Annotated in this window: 14 protein-coding genes and 5 tRNA genes; 1 reads left to right on the top strand and 18 read right to left on the bottom strand. The window is 68.2% G+C overall.

The window, feature by feature from the left end; translation table 11 throughout:
• Nucleotides 1-89: 89 nt before the first annotated feature.
• From rpoB to dnaK, 18 genes are all read right to left on the bottom strand, one after another.
• Nucleotides 90-4352, bottom strand: coding sequence for a DNA-directed RNA polymerase subunit beta (gene rpoB, locus MNZ27_RS10780; RefSeq protein ID WP_242394050.1), 4263 nt, complete (start codon nt 4350-4352; stop codon nt 90-92).
• Nucleotides 4353-4571: 219 nt separating this feature from the next.
• Entirely contained in the window at nt 4572-4946 is a 375-nt protein-coding gene (gene rplL, locus MNZ27_RS10775) for a 50S ribosomal protein L7/L12 (RefSeq protein ID WP_242394049.1), read from the bottom strand.
• A gap of 91 nt (nt 4947-5037) precedes the next feature.
• The gene (rplJ, locus tag MNZ27_RS10770) at nt 5038-5562 is read right to left on the bottom strand and encodes a 50S ribosomal protein L10 (protein WP_242394048.1); all 525 of its coding nucleotides are present in this window, start codon (nt 5560-5562) and stop codon (nt 5038-5040) included.
• 262 nt (nt 5563-5824) lie between these two features.
• A complete protein-coding gene (gene rplA, locus MNZ27_RS10765) occupies nt 5825-6526 on the bottom strand; it encodes a 50S ribosomal protein L1 (protein WP_242394047.1) in 702 nt (233 codons plus the stop codon).
• A 22-nt stretch (nt 6527-6548) separates the two neighbouring features.
• Nucleotides 6549-6995: a 50S ribosomal protein L11 gene (gene rplK / locus MNZ27_RS10760; RefSeq protein WP_242394046.1), complete on the bottom strand. Its 447-nt coding sequence runs from the start codon at nt 6993-6995 to the stop codon at nt 6549-6551.
• 186 nt (nt 6996-7181) lie between these two features.
• The gene (gene nusG, locus MNZ27_RS10755; protein WP_277957822.1) at nt 7182-7721 is read right to left on the bottom strand and encodes a transcription termination/antitermination protein NusG; all 540 of its coding nucleotides are present in this window, start codon (nt 7719-7721) and stop codon (nt 7182-7184) included.
• 109 nt (nt 7722-7830) lie between these two features.
• Nucleotides 7831-8223 (bottom strand): preprotein translocase subunit SecE, encoded by a 393-nt coding sequence (secE, locus tag MNZ27_RS10750; protein WP_242394044.1) that lies wholly within the window; start codon nt 8221-8223, stop codon nt 7831-7833.
• Nucleotides 8224-8292: 69 nt separating this feature from the next.
• Nucleotides 8293-8369 (bottom strand) — tRNA-Trp (locus MNZ27_RS10745).
• 15 nt (nt 8370-8384) lie between these two features.
• Entirely contained in the window at nt 8385-8543 is a 159-nt protein-coding gene (rpmG, locus tag MNZ27_RS10740; RefSeq protein WP_242394043.1) for a 50S ribosomal protein L33, read from the bottom strand.
• Nucleotides 8544-8558: 15 nt separating this feature from the next.
• Nucleotides 8559-9749: an elongation factor Tu gene (tuf, locus tag MNZ27_RS10735; protein WP_242394042.1), complete on the bottom strand. Its 1191-nt coding sequence runs from the start codon at nt 9747-9749 to the stop codon at nt 8559-8561.
• 61 nt (nt 9750-9810) lie between these two features.
• Nucleotides 9811-9886 (bottom strand) — tRNA-Thr (locus MNZ27_RS10730).
• 23 nt (nt 9887-9909) lie between these two features.
• Nucleotides 9910-9985 (bottom strand) — tRNA-Gly (locus tag MNZ27_RS10725).
• A gap of 56 nt (nt 9986-10041) precedes the next feature.
• Nucleotides 10042-10124 (bottom strand) — tRNA-Tyr (locus tag MNZ27_RS10720).
• Between the two features lie 48 nt (nt 10125-10172).
• Nucleotides 10173-10248 (bottom strand) — tRNA-Thr (locus MNZ27_RS10715).
• 146 nt (nt 10249-10394) lie between these two features.
• Nucleotides 10395-11132: a 23S rRNA (guanosine(2251)-2'-O)-methyltransferase RlmB gene (rlmB, locus tag MNZ27_RS10710; RefSeq protein WP_242394041.1), complete on the bottom strand. Its 738-nt coding sequence runs from the start codon at nt 11130-11132 to the stop codon at nt 10395-10397.
• A gap of 4 nt (nt 11133-11136) precedes the next feature.
• Entirely contained in the window at nt 11137-11595 is a 459-nt protein-coding gene (locus tag MNZ27_RS10705; protein WP_242394040.1) for a hypothetical protein, read from the bottom strand.
• 142 nt (nt 11596-11737) lie between these two features.
• On the bottom strand, nt 11738-12664 hold the full coding sequence (locus tag MNZ27_RS10700) for an ATP-grasp domain-containing protein (protein ID WP_242394039.1): 927 nt from the start codon (nt 12662-12664) through the stop codon (nt 11738-11740).
• A gap of 134 nt (nt 12665-12798) precedes the next feature.
• On the bottom strand, nt 12799-14691 hold the full coding sequence (gene dnaK, locus MNZ27_RS10695; protein WP_242394038.1) for a molecular chaperone DnaK: 1893 nt from the start codon (nt 14689-14691) through the stop codon (nt 12799-12801).
• Between the two features lie 264 nt (nt 14692-14955).
• On the opposite strand from dnaK, the gene MNZ27_RS10690 reads away from it, so the two are divergent.
• Entirely contained in the window at nt 14956-16026 is a 1071-nt protein-coding gene (locus tag MNZ27_RS10690; protein ID WP_242394037.1) for a diacylglycerol/lipid kinase family protein, read from the top strand.
• The last annotated feature ends 23 nt before the right edge of the window (nt 16027-16049 follow it).

Here is a 16049-nt window from a genome sequence, read left to right as displayed (position 1 = left end):
TGGATGCTGAAAAGTAAGTCGTCGAAAACCGGCCGCTCACCCGAGCGGCGGGCCGGCCGCACCGCGCGGCCGGCCCGGACTCGAAGGGCTTACGCCGTGGTCTTCTCTGCGGCCGCGCCGCGGGGCGCGCCGAGCGGACCGCCCATCTCGCCCTCGGTCGCCTCGCGGGCCGCCTTGGCCTCCGGGGACTCGAGGAGCTCCACGTCGAGCGCGAGGCTCTGGAGCTCCTTGATGAGGACGTTGAACGACTCCGGGAGCCCGGACTCGAGGGTGTTCTCCCCCTTGACGATCGCCTCGTACATGCGGGTGCGGCCGACCACGTCGTCGGACTTCACCGTGAGGAACTCCTGGAGCGAGTAGGCCGCGCCGTAGGCCTCCATCGCCCAGACCTCCATCTCGCCGAGCCGCTGGCCGCCGAACTGCGCCTTGCCGCCGAGGGGCTGCTGCGTGACGAGCGAGTACGGCCCGATGGAGCGGGCGTGGATCTTCTCGTCCACGAGGTGGTGCAGCTTGAGCATGTACATGACGCCGACGGTCACGTCCTGGTCGAACGGGTCGCCGGTGCGGCCGTCGAAGAGGATCGACTGCAGCGTCGCGGAGCCCTCGGAGAGGAGCTCCTTCATCTCGCCCTCGCGGGCGCCGTCGAACACCGGCGTGTCGACGTGCATGCCGCGGCGGAACTTCTGCACGAGCTTCGGCAGCTCCTTGTCGGGCACGTCGTCGATCATCGCGGCGAGCCGCTCGTTCGCGGGGGTGACGTCGCTGCCCGTGAACGCGAACTTCAGCTTCTTCCGGAGCTGGTCCGGGCCGAAGTTCTTCTCGATCATGTCCTGCAGCCGCAGGCCGACGTTGCGCGCGGCCCAGCCGAGGTGGGTCTCGAGGATCTGCCCGACGTTCATGCGCGACGGCACGCCGAGCGGGTTCAGCACGATGTCCACCGGGGTGCCGTCCTCGAGGTACGGCAGATCCTCCTCGGGGAGCACGCGGGAGACGACACCCTTGTTGCCGTGACGGCCGGCCATCTTGTCGCCGACGGCGAGCTTGCGCTTGATGGCGACGTACACCTTCACCATCTTGATGACGCCCGGCGGCAGCTCGTCGCCCTTCTTGAGGCGGCCGATCTTCTCGCCGAACAGGAGCTTCACGAGCTCCTTCTGCTCCTCGAAGTTGTCGACGATCTTGCGGACGAGGTCCTGGACGTCGCCCGTGACGGTGATCTCGCCCCAGTAGCGCTGCGGGACCGTGTCGAGGAGCGCGTCGTCGACGACGTCGCCCTTCTTCAGGAGCTGGGTGCCCTTGTCGTCGACGAGGCGGCCCGTGACCTCCTTGCCGACGAGCAGGCGGCGGATCTTCTGGAACGCCGAGTCCTGGATGATCTTGATCTCGTCGTTCTGATCCTTGAGGAGCTTGGCCTCCTCGGCCTCCTCGATCGCCTTGGCGCGCTCGTCCTTGTCCACGCCCTTGCGGCTGAAGACCTTGGCGTTGATGACCGTGCCCGACACGCCCGGCGGCACCCGGAGCGAGCTGTCGCGGACGTCGCCCGCCTTCTCGCCGAAGATCGCGCGGAGGAGCTTCTCCTCCGGCGAGAGCTGGGTCTCGCCCTTCGGCGTGATCTTGCCGACGAGGATGTCGCCCGGCTTCACCTCCGCGCCGATGCGGATGATGCCCGACTCGTCGAGGTCCTTGAGGGCCTCCTCGCCGACGTTCGGGATGTCGCGGGTGATCTCCTCCTTGCCGAGCTTCGTGTCACGGGCGACGCACTCGAACTCCTCGATGTGGATCGAGGTGAACACGTCCTCCTTGATGAGCCGCTCGGAGAGGAGGATCGAGTCCTCGAAGTTGTAGCCCTGCCACGGCATGAACGCGACGACCACGTTCTGGCCGAGGGCGAGCTCGCCCATCTCGGTCGCCGGCCCGTCGCCGATGACGTCGCCCTTCTTCACCCGCTCGCCCGGCCGGACGATCGGCTTCTGGTTGATGCAGGTGTTCTGGTTCGACCGCTGGTACTTGATGAGGTTGTAGATGTCGACCTCGTTGGCGACGTCCGTCGTCGAGGTCGCCACGTCGGCCTTCACCACGATGCGGGACGCGTCCACCGACTGGACGATGCCGTCGCGCTTCGCCACCACGGTCACGCCGGAGTCGCGGGCCACGATGCCCTCGATGCCGGTGCCGACCAGCGGCGCCTGGGTGCGGAGCAGCGGCACCGCCTGGCGCTGCATGTTCGCGCCCATCAGGGCGCGGTTCGCGTCGTCGTTCTCGAGGAACGGCACCAGCGAGGCGGCGACGGACACGAGCTGGTTCGGGCTCACGTCCATCAGATCGACCTCGTCCGGCTTCGCGTAGATGTACTCGCCGCCCTCCTTGCGGCACCACACCTTGGTCTCGGTGAAGTTGCCGCGCTTGTCGACCGGCGCGTTCGCCTGCGCGATGGTGTGCTTCTCCTCCTCGAGCGCCGAGTAGAAGCTCACCTCGTCGGTCACCCGCCCCTTCTCGACCTTGCGGTACGGGGTCTCGACGAAGCCGTACTCGTTCACCCGGGCGTACGTGGAGAGCGACGCGATGAGGCCGATGTTCGGGCCTTCAGGCGTCTCGATCGGGCAGATGCGGCCGTAGTGCGTGGAGTGGACGTCGCGCACCTCGAAGCCGGCGCGCTCGCGGGTCAGGCCGCCCGGGCCGAGGGCCGAGAGGCGCCGCTTGTGCGTCACCTCCGAGAGCGGGTTCGTCTGGTCCATGAACTGCGAGAGCTGACTGGACCCGAAGAACTCCTTGATGACCGCCGTGACCGGCTTCGCGTTGATGAGATCGTGCGGCATGAGCGTCTCGATCTCCTGGAGGCTCATGCGCTCCTTGATCGCGCGCTCCATGCGGACCAGGCCGATGCGGTACTGGTTCTCGAGCAGCTCGCCCACCGCGCGGACGCGGCGGTTGCCGAGGTGGTCGATGTCGTCGACGTCCTTGTTCGGCGAGCCGTTCTTGAGGTCGATGAGGAAGCGGACCACCTCGAGCACGTCCCGCTTGGTCAGGACGGTGTTCTCGAGGGGCTCGTCGATGCCGAACTTGTAGTTGAGCTTGAGCCGGCCGACCTTCGAGAGGTCGTACCGCTCGGCGTTGAAGAACAGGTTGACGAAGAGGTTCGTCGCCGTCTCCGGCGTCGGCGGATCGCCCGGGCGCAGGCGGCGGTAGATCTCCATGATCGCCTCTTCGGGCGACGAGATCTTGTCCTGCATGAGCGTGTCACGGAGCGCCGGGAGGACGTTCAGGTTGTCGATGAAGAGGACCTTGAACTCGTTGATGTTGCGCTTCCGGAGCTCCTCGATCTTCGCCTCGCCGACCTCCTCGTTCACCTCGAGGAGGACCTCGCCGGTCGCCTCGTCCACGACGTCCTCGGCGGAGATCTTCGTGTAGACCTCCTCCGGCTCGACGGGGAGCGACTTCATCTTGGCCGCGACGAGCTTCTTGATCGCGCCCTCGGTGTACTTCCGGTTCTTCTTGACGATGATCTCGTTCGTCTTGGGATCGCGGATGTCGCGCGTCGCGCGCTGGCCCTTGAGCAGGTCGGGGTTCAGGTCCTTCTCGAACTTGCCCTTGCCCTCGATCCGGATCGTCTCGGTGTCGTAGTAGTACTTGAGGATCTCCTCGGCCGAGCCCTTGAAGTCCACCGGGTCCTTCTTCGCGGTGTCGGGCGTCGCGCCGAGCGCGCGCAGGAGCACCGTGGCCGGCAGCTTCCGGCGGCGGTCGATGCGCACGTAGAGGATGTCCTTGTGATCGAACTCGAAGTCGATCCAGGACCCGCGGTACGGGATGATCCGCGCGTTGTAGAGCAGCTTGCCGGACGAGTGGCTCTTCCCCTTGTCGTGGTCGAAGAACGCGCCCGGGGAGCGGTGGAGCTGGGAGACGACCACCCGCTCCGTCCCGTTGATGATGAAGGTCCCGTTCTCCGTCATGAGCGGGATCTCGCCGAAGTAGACCTCCTGCTCCTTGACGTCGCGGATCGACTGGGCGCCGGTCTCCTCGTCCTTGTCCCACACGACGAGGCGGACGACGACCTTGATCGGCGCGGAGTACGTCATGCCTCGCTGGTGGCACTCGTCCACGTCGTACTTCGGCTTCTCGAGGTGGTAGCTGACGAACTCGAGGCTGGACGTCTCGTTGAAGTCCTTGATCGGGAAGACGGACTTGAAGACGCCCTGCAGGCCGGTGCCCTCCCGCTTCTCCGGGGGCACGTCGGCCTGGAGGAACTTGTCGTACGAGCTTTTCTGGATGGCGATGAGGTTGGGGATCTCGGCGATCTTGTTGATCTTCCCGAAGTTGCGCCGGACTCGGAAGTTGCTCTGGATCGTCGTCGCCATCTTGGTTCGGTCCTCTTTCCCTTCGAGACCCGCACAAAAGGGTCTAGCCAGCGTCGAAGGCTGGCTATCCAACATCGCTCCGGCGAAGAGCCGGAATGCCCGGAATCAGTGAATGGGATGAGGGTTCTTAACCGCTCCACCCTCACCCGTCAAAGATTCCAACCTGGGTACGGCGGGGCGGCTTGCAACCCCGCCCCGCCGTGTCCAGAGAGCGCCTCGTTACTTGACCTGGACCTTGGCGCCGGCGGCCTCGAGCTTCTTCTTGAGCTCCTCGGCCTCCGCCTTCGGGATCCCCGCCTTGACCTCCTTCGGGGCACCCTCGACCAGGTCCTTGGCCTCCTTCAGGCCGAGGCCGGTGATCGCGCGGACCTCCTTGATCACGTTGATCTTGTTCGCGCCCGCCTCGGCGAGGACGACCGTGAACTCGGTCTTCTCCTCGACCGGGGCCGCGGCGGCGCCGCCACCGGCGGCGACCATCACGGGCGCGGCGGCGGCGGAGACGCCCCACTTCTCCTCGAGCTTCTTCACGAGCTCGGCGGCCTCCATGACGGTGAGGCCGGACAGCTGATCGACGATCGTGTTGAGATCGGCCATTTGCTTCTTCCTTCTCTTTCCTCGGGGCGCCTCTCCGGCGCCCCCTGGCGTTCGGGCCCGCGCTCAGGCGCAGGCCGGGTTCACGTACCGATTACTTCTGCGCCTCGAGCTGCTCGCGCCGCGCGCCGAAGACCCGGGCCAGCTGCTGGCCGGGGGTCCCGAGCATGCGGACGAGCTTCGTCGCGGGCTGGGCGATCATCGCGGCGATCTGGCCGCGGAGCTCCTGGATGCCCGGCATCTTCGCGAGGGCCTGCACGCCCTTCGCGTCGACGACCTTGCCCTCGACCACCGCGGTGCGGATCGTGAAGTTCTCGCGATCCTTCATGAAGTCGGCGAGGAGCTTCGCGGGCGCCACGACGTCGTCGTACGACATGACGATCGCCGTCGGTCCCACGAACTTCTCCGCGACCGGCTCCAGCGTCGTGCCCTTGGCGGCACGCGCGGCCAGGGTGTTCTTGACGACGCGGTACTCCACCTTCGCGTCGCGGAGCTTCTTGCGGAGCTCCGTGACGGTCGCGACGTCGATGCCCTTGGGCTCCGCGACGATGGCCGCCTTCGCCTTCGCCATCTTCTCGTGGAGCTCGCCGATGACCTGCTCTTTCTCCGTCCGGTTCAAGTCGACTCACCACCTTTCCGACCGCCGGCGCCGTGTTTCGCCGGCGGCGTGTTCGGGTCTCGGACCGGACGTCCGGTACGAAAACCCCCTGGCCAAGCAGGGGACGCTGCGTGAAACGCAGTTCCCGTCTCGGCGGGTCGGAGCCTCCCGGCTCCGCTTAACCACCACCGCCCCGGAGTCTCACCGGCGCGGCGGCGGGCCCGCTGTCTTGGACCAGAAACCCCGGCGGCGACGTGCCGCCGGGAACTCCTGAAGCCGTGTCCTACGCGTACTGCGACGCGAGCTCGGCGAGGTCGAGCTTGATGCCCGGTCCCATCGTCGTGCTCACCGTGACGTTCTTGACGTAGACGCCCTTCGCGGTCTGGGGCTTCGCCTTGTAGATGAGCTCCATGATCGCGTTGAAGTTCGCCTTGAGCTTCTCCGCGTCGAAGGAGGCCTTCCCGAACGGCACGTGGACGATCCCCGCCTTCTCGACGCGGAACTCGACCTTGCCGGCCTTCTGCTCCTTCACCGCCTTGGTGAGGTCCATCGTGACGGTGCCGACCTTCGGGTTCGGCATGAGGCCGCGGGGCCCGAGGACCTTGCCGAGGCGGCCGACGACGCCCATCATGTCCGGCGTCGCGATCACCTTGTCGAAGTCCATGAAGCCGCCCTGGATCTTCTCGGCGAGATCCTCCGCGCCGATGATGTCGGCGCCGGCGGCCTCCGCCTCCTTGGCCTTGTCGCCCTTCGCGAAGACCGCGAGCTTCACGGCCTTGCCCATGCCGTGGGGCAGCACGACGGCGCCGCGGACCACCTGATCGGCGTGCTTGGGGTCCACGCCGAGGTTGATCGCCGCGTCCACCGACTCGTCGAACTTCTTGGTCGCGGTCTGCTTCACGAGGCCCATCGCCTCGTCGAGCTTGTACCGCTTGTTGCGATCGACCTTCTCCGCAGCCGCCTTGTACTTCTTCCCGTTAGCCATGTTCGATCTCCTCCGGTCGCGGCTAGCCGACGACGTCGATGCCCATGGACAGCGCGGTGCCCTCGATGGTCCGCATCGCGGCCTCGACGCTGCCCGCCGTCATGTCCTGAATCTTGAGCTTCGCGATCTGCTCCACCTGCTTCCGCGTCACCTTCCCGACCTTCTCCTTGCCGGGCTTGTGCGCGCCGGAGCCCTTCTTCTTCTCCGTGTGGAGACCGGCCGCCTTCTTCAGGAGGATGGCCGCGGGCGGCGTCTTGAGCTGGAAGGTGAAGGAGCGGTCCTGGTACACCGTGATGATGACCGGGATGATGAGCGCTTCCTTCGCCTGGGGCTGCGTCGCCGCGTTGAACTGCTTGCAGAACTCCATGATGTTCACGCCGTGCTGGCCGAGCGCCGGGCCCACGGGGGGCGCCGGGTTCGCCTTGCCGGCGGGGAGCTGCAGCTTGATCTGACCGGTGACCTTCTTCATCGCCTTTCCTTCCGGGCCCCGTCGAGGCGGCCCTGCGTGGTCCGTCGAGCGCGAGGCTCTTCCACGCTGGTTCGTTGCGCTGCCTGCTTCACTTCGGGATGCGACGTTGCTGCTCGTTGCGGCGCTGCTGCGTGATGCGGGCTGCGCCTCCGGCGCGGCGAGCCCCGCCGGCCGAGGCCGGCGGCGCTACGTCTTCTCGACCTGCATGAAGTCGAGCTCGACCGGCGTCGCGCGGCCGAAGATCGACACGAGGACGCGGACCTTGCCCTTGTCCGGCTTGACCTCCTCCACCGTGCCGTTGAAGTTCGAGAACGGGCCGTCGATGACCCGCACCGCGTCGCCCTCCTCGAACTGGACCTTCGGCTTCGGCTTGAGCGAGCCCTCGGAGATCTGGGTGGTGAGGCGCTGCACCTCGATGTCGGAGACGGCCGGCACCTGGTCCGGCGTCTTCGCGTTGCCCACGAAGCCCGTCACCTTCGGCGTCCCCTTCACGAGGTGCCAGGTCTCGAGGTTCATCTCCATGTTGACCAGGACGTAACCGGGGAAGTACTTCCGCTTCGAGGTCTTCTTCTCCCCCTTCACCATCTCCTGGACGACTTCCATCGGGATGAGGACCTCGCCGAAGCGGTCCTCCAGCCCTTGCTGGCGCACCCGCTCCTCGAGCGTCTTCTTCACCTTGTTCTCGAAGCCCGAGTAGGTGTGGACGACGTACCACTTCTTCGCCATGGACATCTCCGTTTGGTCGCCGCCGAGCACCCGCCCGTAAAACGCCGACGGAGCCGATCGGGCGGCCCCTCGCCGCCGCGGCTCCGTTCGCCGCCGACGCCCGGACGGCTCAGTAAATCTGCGCGCTCAGCCAGCCCCAGACGAGATCGAAGAAGCCCAGGATCACCGCGGACACGACCGTGGCGACGATCACCGCGGCGGTCGCCGTCCGGGTCTCGATCACGGTCGGCCACTTCACGCGGCGGAGCTCGAGCGCGATCTCGAGGGAGACCTGCTGCGTCTTCGGGATCCGCCAGACCACGATGGCGGCGACCGCCGCGATCGCGAAGCCGACCACGGTCGAGACGTTCCAGTCGCTGAACAAGGCGCGGTCGTTCAGCCCCGCGGCGTTGAACGCGAGCTGCAGGACGCGCTCGAGGAAGATCCCGAGCGCGAACGCGGCGAGCACGTAGAAGATCGCTACGATGCGCTTGGGCTGTTCGACCCCGCCGACGTTGTCCATGGTCCGGTGCCTTCGGCTTCGTGGTGTGGCGGGGTCGCCCTCGCGGACGACCCCGCCACCCGGTGGTTCTGGCAGGCCAGGAGGGATTCGAACCCCCAACCCGCGGTTTTGGAGACCGCTGCTCTAGCCGTTGGAGCTACTGGCCTATCCCGGTGCTCTGTCTACTTCGTCTCCTTGTGTTCCACGTGCTTGCGGCAGCGCGGACAGTACTTGGAGAGCGTGAGCTTGTCCTGCGTCTTCTTCTTGTTCTTCGTGGTCGTGTAGTTCCGCTCGCGGCAAGTCTTGCACTCGAGCGTCACGATGCTGCGATTGCCGGCCATGACTTCTTCTCTCCCTTACTGGATGACCTCGGCGACGACGCCCGCGCCGACCGTCCGGCCACCCTCACGGATCGCGAACCGCAGCTCCTTCTCCATCGCGATCGGGGTGATCAGCTCGACCTCCATCGTGATGTTGTCGCCCGGCATCACCATCTCGACGCCCTGCGGCAACTGCACCGACCCCGTCACGTCCGTCGTCCGGAAGTAGAACTGCGGCCGGTACCCGTTGAAGAACGGAGTGTGGCGACCACCCTCCTCCTTCGTCAGCACGTACACCTCGGCCTTGAACTTCGTGTGCGGCGTGATCGACCCCGGCTTCGCCAGCACCTGCCCGCGCTCGACCTCCTCGCGCTTCAGGCCCCGGAGCAGCGCCCCGATGTTGTCGCCCGCCTGCCCCTCGTCGAGCAGCTTGCGGAACATCTCGACGCCCGTCACCACCGTCTTCACCGTCGGGCGCAGGCCGACAACCTCGATCTCCTCGCCCACCTTCACGATGCCGCGCTCCACGCGCCCCGTCGCCACCGTGCCGCGACCCGAGATCGAGAACACGTCCTCGACCGGCATCAGGAACGGCTTGTCCGTCGCGCGCTTCGGCGTCGGGATGTAGCTGTCCACCGCGTCCAGCAGCTTCTGGATCGCCGGCTCGCCCAGCTCACCCTTGTCGCCCTCGAGCGCCTTCAGCGCGGACCCCTTCACGATCGGGATCTCGTTGCCGGGGAAGTCGTACTCCGTCAGCAGCTCCCGGACCTCGAGCTCCACCAGGTCCAGCAGCTCCTTGTCGTCCACCATGTCGACCTTGTTCAGGAAGACCACGATGTACGGCACGCCCACCTGACGGGCCAGCAGGATGTGCTCGCGCGTCTGCGGCATCGGGCCGTCCGCCGCCGACACCACCAGGATCGCGCCGTCCATCTGCGCCGCCCCGGTGATCATGTTCTTCACGTAGTCCGCGTGGCCCGGGCAGTCCACGTGCGCGTAGTGACGCTTCTCCGTCGAGTACTCGACGTGCGCCGTCGCGATCGTGATCCCGCGCTCCCGCTCCTCCGGGGCCTTGTCGATCTGATCGTACGCCATGAACTGCGCACGACCCTGCGTCGCGCAGTACTTCGTGATCGCCGCGGTGAGCGTCGTCTTCCCGTGGTCGACGTGACCGATCGTCCCGACGTTCACGTGCGGCTTGGTACGCTCGAACTTCTCCTTGCCCATGGGTACGCTCCCTGCTGTTTGCGCGAGCCGCTCGTCCCTGCCTGACCCGCGTTGGAGTGACTGGAGCCCTCGTCCAGGATTGAACTGGAGACCTCGTCCTTACCAAGGACGCGCTCTACCGACTGAGCTACGAGGGCTTAATTCTCTGTTCCGACCTCACTGGAGCGGGAAACGGGATTCGAACCCGCGACATTCAGCTTGGAAGGCTGACGCTCTACCAACTGAGCTATTCCCGCAAGTTTTCCCGCCAAACCTTCCTTGGATCAACCCAGCTAGCCGAAACCACACTGTGTGGAGGGGGGTGGATTCGAACCACCGAAGGCGTAAGCCGGCAGATTTACAGTCTGCTCCCTTTGGCCGCTCGGGAACCCCTCCGATATCCGTCGTCCGTTCCGATACTCTTACCTCGAAGTGCCAGCACTCTGGAGCTGGCGGTGGGATTCGAACCCGCGACCTGCTGCTTACAAGGCAGCTGCTCTACCGACTGAGCTACGCCAGCAAAATCGCTCCGGAAAACGCCACCGGTGCTGCCTGTCCGACCCGGGGACGAACCACCGCCGTCCACTGCCGTCCAAAGTGGAGCGCGGTCTTTAGAATGCCCTGACGATCTTGTCAAGGACCGAAATTCGGCGCCGCGCAGCGCCACTACTGGCCCCGCTGACGGGAGGCCTCGTACAGCGCGATGGCAGCCGAGGCAGAGACCGAGAGGCTGTCGAGCTCTCCCCCCATGGGGATGGCCGCCGAAAGGTCGCAGGTGCGGCGAACGAGCGGGCGGATCCCCTCCCCCTCGCTGCCCAGGACGAGCGCCGTGGGGCCCGTCAGATCGACCTCGCCGAGCGGCCGCTCGCCGTCCATCGCGAGGGCGACCGACCAGACGCCCGCCTCCCCGAGCGCCTCGAGGGCCTTGGAGACGTTGGTCACCCGGGCGATGCGGCAGCGCTCGACCGCGCCGGCGGACGCCTTCGCGACGGCCGGCGTCACCCCGACCGCCCTGTCCTTGGGGATGACCACCCCGTGCGCCCCGAGCGCGTGGGCCGAGCGGATGATCGCGCCGAGGTTGTGAGGATCCTCCACGCCGTCCAGCACGACCAGGAGCGCCGGGCGCCCGCTCGCGCGGGCGGCCTCGAGGATCTCGTCCAGCTCCGAGTAGACGAACTCGGCGACCACCGCGACGACGCCCTGGTGCCGGTCGGTGCCGGCGAGGCGGTCCAGCTTCTGCCGCGGGGCGGCCCGCACCTTCGCGCGCGCGCCGCGGCCGAGCCGCTCCAGCTCGGCGAACGCCGCGCCCCGGCTGCCGCCCGCGGCGAGCCAGAGCTCGGAGACGCCCTCCCCGCCGGCGCGGAGCAGCTCGCGCACCGGGTTCATGCCGTAGACGATCCGCACGGGCCTACCTCGCGCTCACGCGGAGCGCGACCTCCCGATCCTGCGGGAGGCAGACGCGCGTCTCGCTCGTCGCCGGGTCCTCGACGCACACCGCGAACTTCACCCGGGCCCGGAGCTCGTGCTGCCCGGCCGCCTCGGCCCGGAGCGGCACCTCGAAGCGGAGCCCCTTCTTCCGATCGACCAGGCTGGCGTCGGCCTTCGTGAGCACGCCCTTCGCGACGGAGAGCCCCGGCGGCGCGGTCAGCGTCACGCGGACCGGGAACGCGGTCTCGAGGTGCGTGGGGGCGTCCTTCGTCCCGGTGGGGACGACGTTCAGGACGAGCTTCCCCGGCTTTCCGCGCCCGACCGCCGTCGTCGATCCCGCCGTGTCCACGCGCGCGAGCCGCGCCGCGTCGGGGATGGCGGGGCCGCCCGCCTGGGTTAGCAGCGCCAGCAGCGCGCCGATCACGAATCCTGGGCTCATCCGACCTCCGGGAACGACCGGTCTCGTATCACGGACGGCCGGGACGGGCACGCATTCATCATGGCGCCACGCACCTGCGTCGAGCGTCGGGAGGCGCACGGCGGCGTACGCCGCAGCAGCTCGATGCGAGCGGGTGTCGTCGTCACAGCGCGGCCGCGCCGCTCCGCGCCCGGCGCCGGGACGGCACGGCCCGGGCCTCCGCGAGCGAGATCGCGCGATCCACGATGCGGCCGGCCACGTCGACCCGGCACGCCACCTCCGCCTCCTTGATCGACGGAGAGCTGTTCACCTCGAAGACCCGCGGCACGCCCTTCACGTCGAGCATGTCCACGGCGCACACCTCGAGCTGGAGCACCCGGGCCGCGTCCACCGCCGCGCGCGCGTACGGCGCGGGCAGCTCGGCCTTCTCGAACCGGGCGCCGCGGCGGAGGCTGCGCGAGAACCGGCCGACCGGCGGGCTGCGCCGCATGGCCGCCACCACGTCGCCGCCGACGACGATCACCCTGAGATCCCGCCCCTTCGCGCCCTTCAGGTACTGCTGGACGACGATGTTCTGGCCGAGCCCGAGGATCGCCTCGAAGGCGGCCTCCAGCGACTGGAGGCTCTCGCAGATCATGACGCCGCTCTTCTCGCTCGTGGACAGGAGCTTCACGAGCACCGGCACGCCGCCGACGACCCGGACCATCTCCCGCAGGCCCGAGGGATCGCTCGCCATGACCGTGCGCGGGACCCGGACGCCCGCGGCGGAGAGCATCTGCAGGCTGCGCATCTTGTTCCGGCTCGCCGCGATGCCGTACGCACCGTTCAGGACCGGGATGCCGACGAGCTCGAGCTGGTTCACCACCGCGAGCCCGTACTGGTGGACGGAGAGGCCGATCCGCGGGACGAGCACGTCCGTCCGCGGCAGGCGCCGGCGCCGCCAGTAGACCTGCGGCGCGTCCTCGCCGAGCCCCATCTCGACCTCGAGGGGGTCGATGACCCGCGCGACCACGCCGCGCGCCTGGGCGGCCTCGACGATGCGCCGGGTCGTGTAGATCTCGGGGGAGCGCGACAGGACGGTGAGGTACACGGCGCCGGGATGGTAAGGCGCGCCCGCCGGAAAAGCGAGGCGGTTCGCGGCCGAGGCGGACGCGGGGGTGCCTCGCACGAGCGAGGGCCGCCCGGATGTCCGGGCGGCCCTCGGGTACCACCTCGTCGCGGGCGCTAGACCTGCTTGAACTCCGCGTCCACCACGTTGTCCTTCGGCTTCTCCTCCGCGCCCGGAGGCGGCTGGCCACCGCCCGCCTGGCCCTCCGGCGCCGCGGTCCGGTAGAGCTCCTCGGCCGCCTTGTGGCTCGCCTTCTCGAGGCGCTCCATCGCCGCCTTCACCTCGTCGAGGCTGCCCTTCTCGCGGACCTTGTGGACCTCCGCCACGGCGTCCTCGATCTCCTTGGCCGTCGCGGCCTGGAGCTTCTCCTTGTTCTCCTTGAGGAGCTTCTCCATCTGGTACGCGAGGTTCTCGGCCCGGTTCCGCTGCTCGACCTCGTCGCGCCGCTGCTTGTCCTCGGTCTCGTGCGCGCGGGCGTCGGAGACCATCTTCTCCACCTCGTCCTTCGCGAGGCCGGAGGAGTGGCTGATCGTGATCTTCTGCTCCTTGCTCGTGCCCTTGTCCTTCGCCGAGACGTTCAGGATCCCGTTCGCGTCGATGTCGAACGTCACCTCGATCTGCGGCATGCCGCGAGGCGCCGGCGGGATGCCCTCGAGGTGGAAGCGCCCGAGGGTGCGGTTGTCCCGCGCCATCTCGCGCTCGCCCTGGAGCACGTGGATCTCGACCGACGTCTGCGCGTCCGACGCGGTGGAGAACGTCTCCGACCGCTTCGCGGGGATGGTCGTGTTCCGCTCGATGAGCCGGGTCATGACGCCGCCCAGCGTCTCGACGCCGAGGGACAGCGGGGTCACGTCGAGGAGGAGGATGTCCTTCACCTCGCCCGAGAGGACGCCGGCCTGCACCGCGGCCCCGACGGCGACCACCTCGTCCGGGTTCACCGTCCGGTTCGGATCCTTGCCGAAGAACTTCTTCACCGTGTCGATGATCTTCGGCATGCGCGTCTGGCCGCCGACGAGGACCACCTCGTCGATCTGCGACGGCTGCAGCTTCGCGTCCGCCAGGCACTTGCGGGTCGGCTCGATCGAGCGCTCGACGAGGTCGTCCACGAGCTGCTCGAGCTTCGCGCGCGAGAGCTTGATGGAGAGGTGCTTCGGGCCCGTCTGATCGGCGGTCAGGAACGGGAGGTTGATCTCCGTCTCGTTCATCGACGACAGCTCGATCTTCGCCTTCTCCGCCGCCTCCTTCAGGCGCTGGAGCACCATCTTGTCCTTCGAGACGTCGACGCCCGTGTCCTTCTTGAACTCGGCGATGAGCCAGTCGATGACGCGCTGGTCGATGTTGTCGCCGCCGAGGTGCGTGTCGCCGTTGGTCGCGAGCACCTCGACCACGTTCTCGCCGACCTCGAGGATCGAGATGTCGAACGTGCCGCCGCCGAAGTCGTAGACGGCGATCTTCTCGTTCTTCTTCTTGTCGAGGCCGTAGGCGAGGGCGGCCGCCGTCGGCTCGTTCACGATGCGCCGGACGTTGAGGCCGGCGATCTCGCCCGCGTCCTTGGTCGCCTGGCGCTGCGAGTCGTTGAAGTAGGCGGGCACGGTGATGACCGCGTCCGTCACCTTCTCGCCGAGGTAGTTCTCGGCGGCGCGCTTCAGCTTGAGCAGGATCTGCGCGCTGATCTCGGGCGCCGAGTACTGCTTCCCGTCGATCTCGATCCGGGCGTCGCTGTTCGGCCCCTCCGCCACCTTGTAGGGGACGCGCTTCATCTCGTCCTGGACCTCCGCGAAGCGGCGGCCCATGAAGCGCTTGATCGAGTAGATGGTCTTCTCGGGGTTGGTGATCGCCTGGCGCTTGGCGACGTGCCCGACGAGGCGCTCCCCCTCCTTGGTGTACGCGACGACGCTCGGGGTGATGCGCGACCCCTCCTCGTTGGTGATGACGACGGGGTCCTTCCCCTCCATCACCGCCACGACGGAGTTCGTCGTGCCGAGGTCGATGCCGATGATCTTGGCCATGGTGTAAAGGTCCTCCTGGACGCCCCCGAACCTAAGTCCGCGTCGTGGCCTGTCAAACGACGACGTCCGACCGCTTGCTGCACCGCGGCGCTGCGTAGGCCGCTACGCGGCGCCACCCGTTCGACGCATGTCCTGCGTTCCCTGGACACTCGGCCGGGGCGTGCAAGCCCGCGATTTCACACGTGTGCGACACCGTGACGCGTCGTGGCACCGCCCTTGCTCCCCGATCGAGACATTCACGTCACGGTTCGCAGAGGGGCTCCGATGCTTCGAACGGTCGTCAGCGAAGAGCGGCAGAGCGAGCAGGCGCTGCTCGGCACCCCGGCCGACGTGGCGGTCCTCTTGAACGCCAACGCGAAGCAGGTCAACCCCGGCGTCCGGCAGGCGCTCTCGTGCGTCGTGCCGCACGAGCACCTCTTCCTCTCCCGGAGCGCGGACGAGGCGACCGCGATCGCCGAGGAGGTCGTCGCGCGCCGGTACCGGACCGTGTTCACGGGGGGCGGCGACGGGACGTTCGTCTCCTGGGTGAACCGGATCCTCGAGAGCGCGGAGCGCCGCGCCACCCGCCCCCCGCGCTTCGGCGTCCTCGCCCTCGGGACCGGGAACGCGGTCGCGGAGATGGTCGGCGCGACGCCGCGCCGCCACGTGGAGGACCTCACCCGCTACGTCCGCGGCGAGGTCGATCGCGTCCGTCGCCTCGATCTCCTCACCTGCGACGGGCGCCGCACCCCGTTCGCCGGCGTGGGCGTCGACGCCGCCGTCCTGAACGACTACAACTGGGTGAAGGGGCGGCTCGCGGACACGCCGCTCCGGTGCCTCGGGGTGGGCGGCTGCGGCTACGGGCTGGCCGTCGCCCTCCGCTCGGTGCCGCGGGCGCTGATGGAGCACGGGCCGAGCTACTGCGAGATCGTGAACGTCGGCCGGCCGGCGTGGCGGCTCGACGCCCGCGGCAACCGCATCGGGCGCCCGATCGGGCCGGGCGAGCTGCTGCACGCGGGGCCGACGATGCTCGCCGCCGCGAGCACGGTCCCGTACTACGGCCTCGGCCTCAAGGCGTTCCCGTTCGCGGAGAAGGCGCCCGGCATGATGCAGCTCCGGGTCGTCACCGAGATCGGCGTCCCGACGCTGCTCCTGAACCTGGGCCGGATCTGGTCGGGCGAGTTCTCCCACGACGGCCTCCTCGACTTCCACGCCGAGCGGGTCGCGCTCCACTTCGAGCGCCCCGTGCCGCTCCAGATCGGCGGCGACGCCGAGGGCTGGCGCGAGGACCTGGCCTTCGGGGTGGCCGAGCGGCCGGTGGAGATCGTGGACTTCGGCGCGTGCGCCGCCGCGTGAGGCGGGCCGAGGCCGGACCGCTG

The sequence above is a fragment of the Anaeromyxobacter oryzisoli genome (assembly GCF_022690765.1).
In the GTDB taxonomy this organism is placed as follows: Bacteria; Myxococcota; Myxococcia; order Myxococcales; family Anaeromyxobacteraceae; genus Anaeromyxobacter; species Anaeromyxobacter oryzisoli.
The sequence above is the reverse complement of the archived record's forward strand: the minus strand, read 5'-3'. Positions and strand labels throughout refer to the sequence as shown.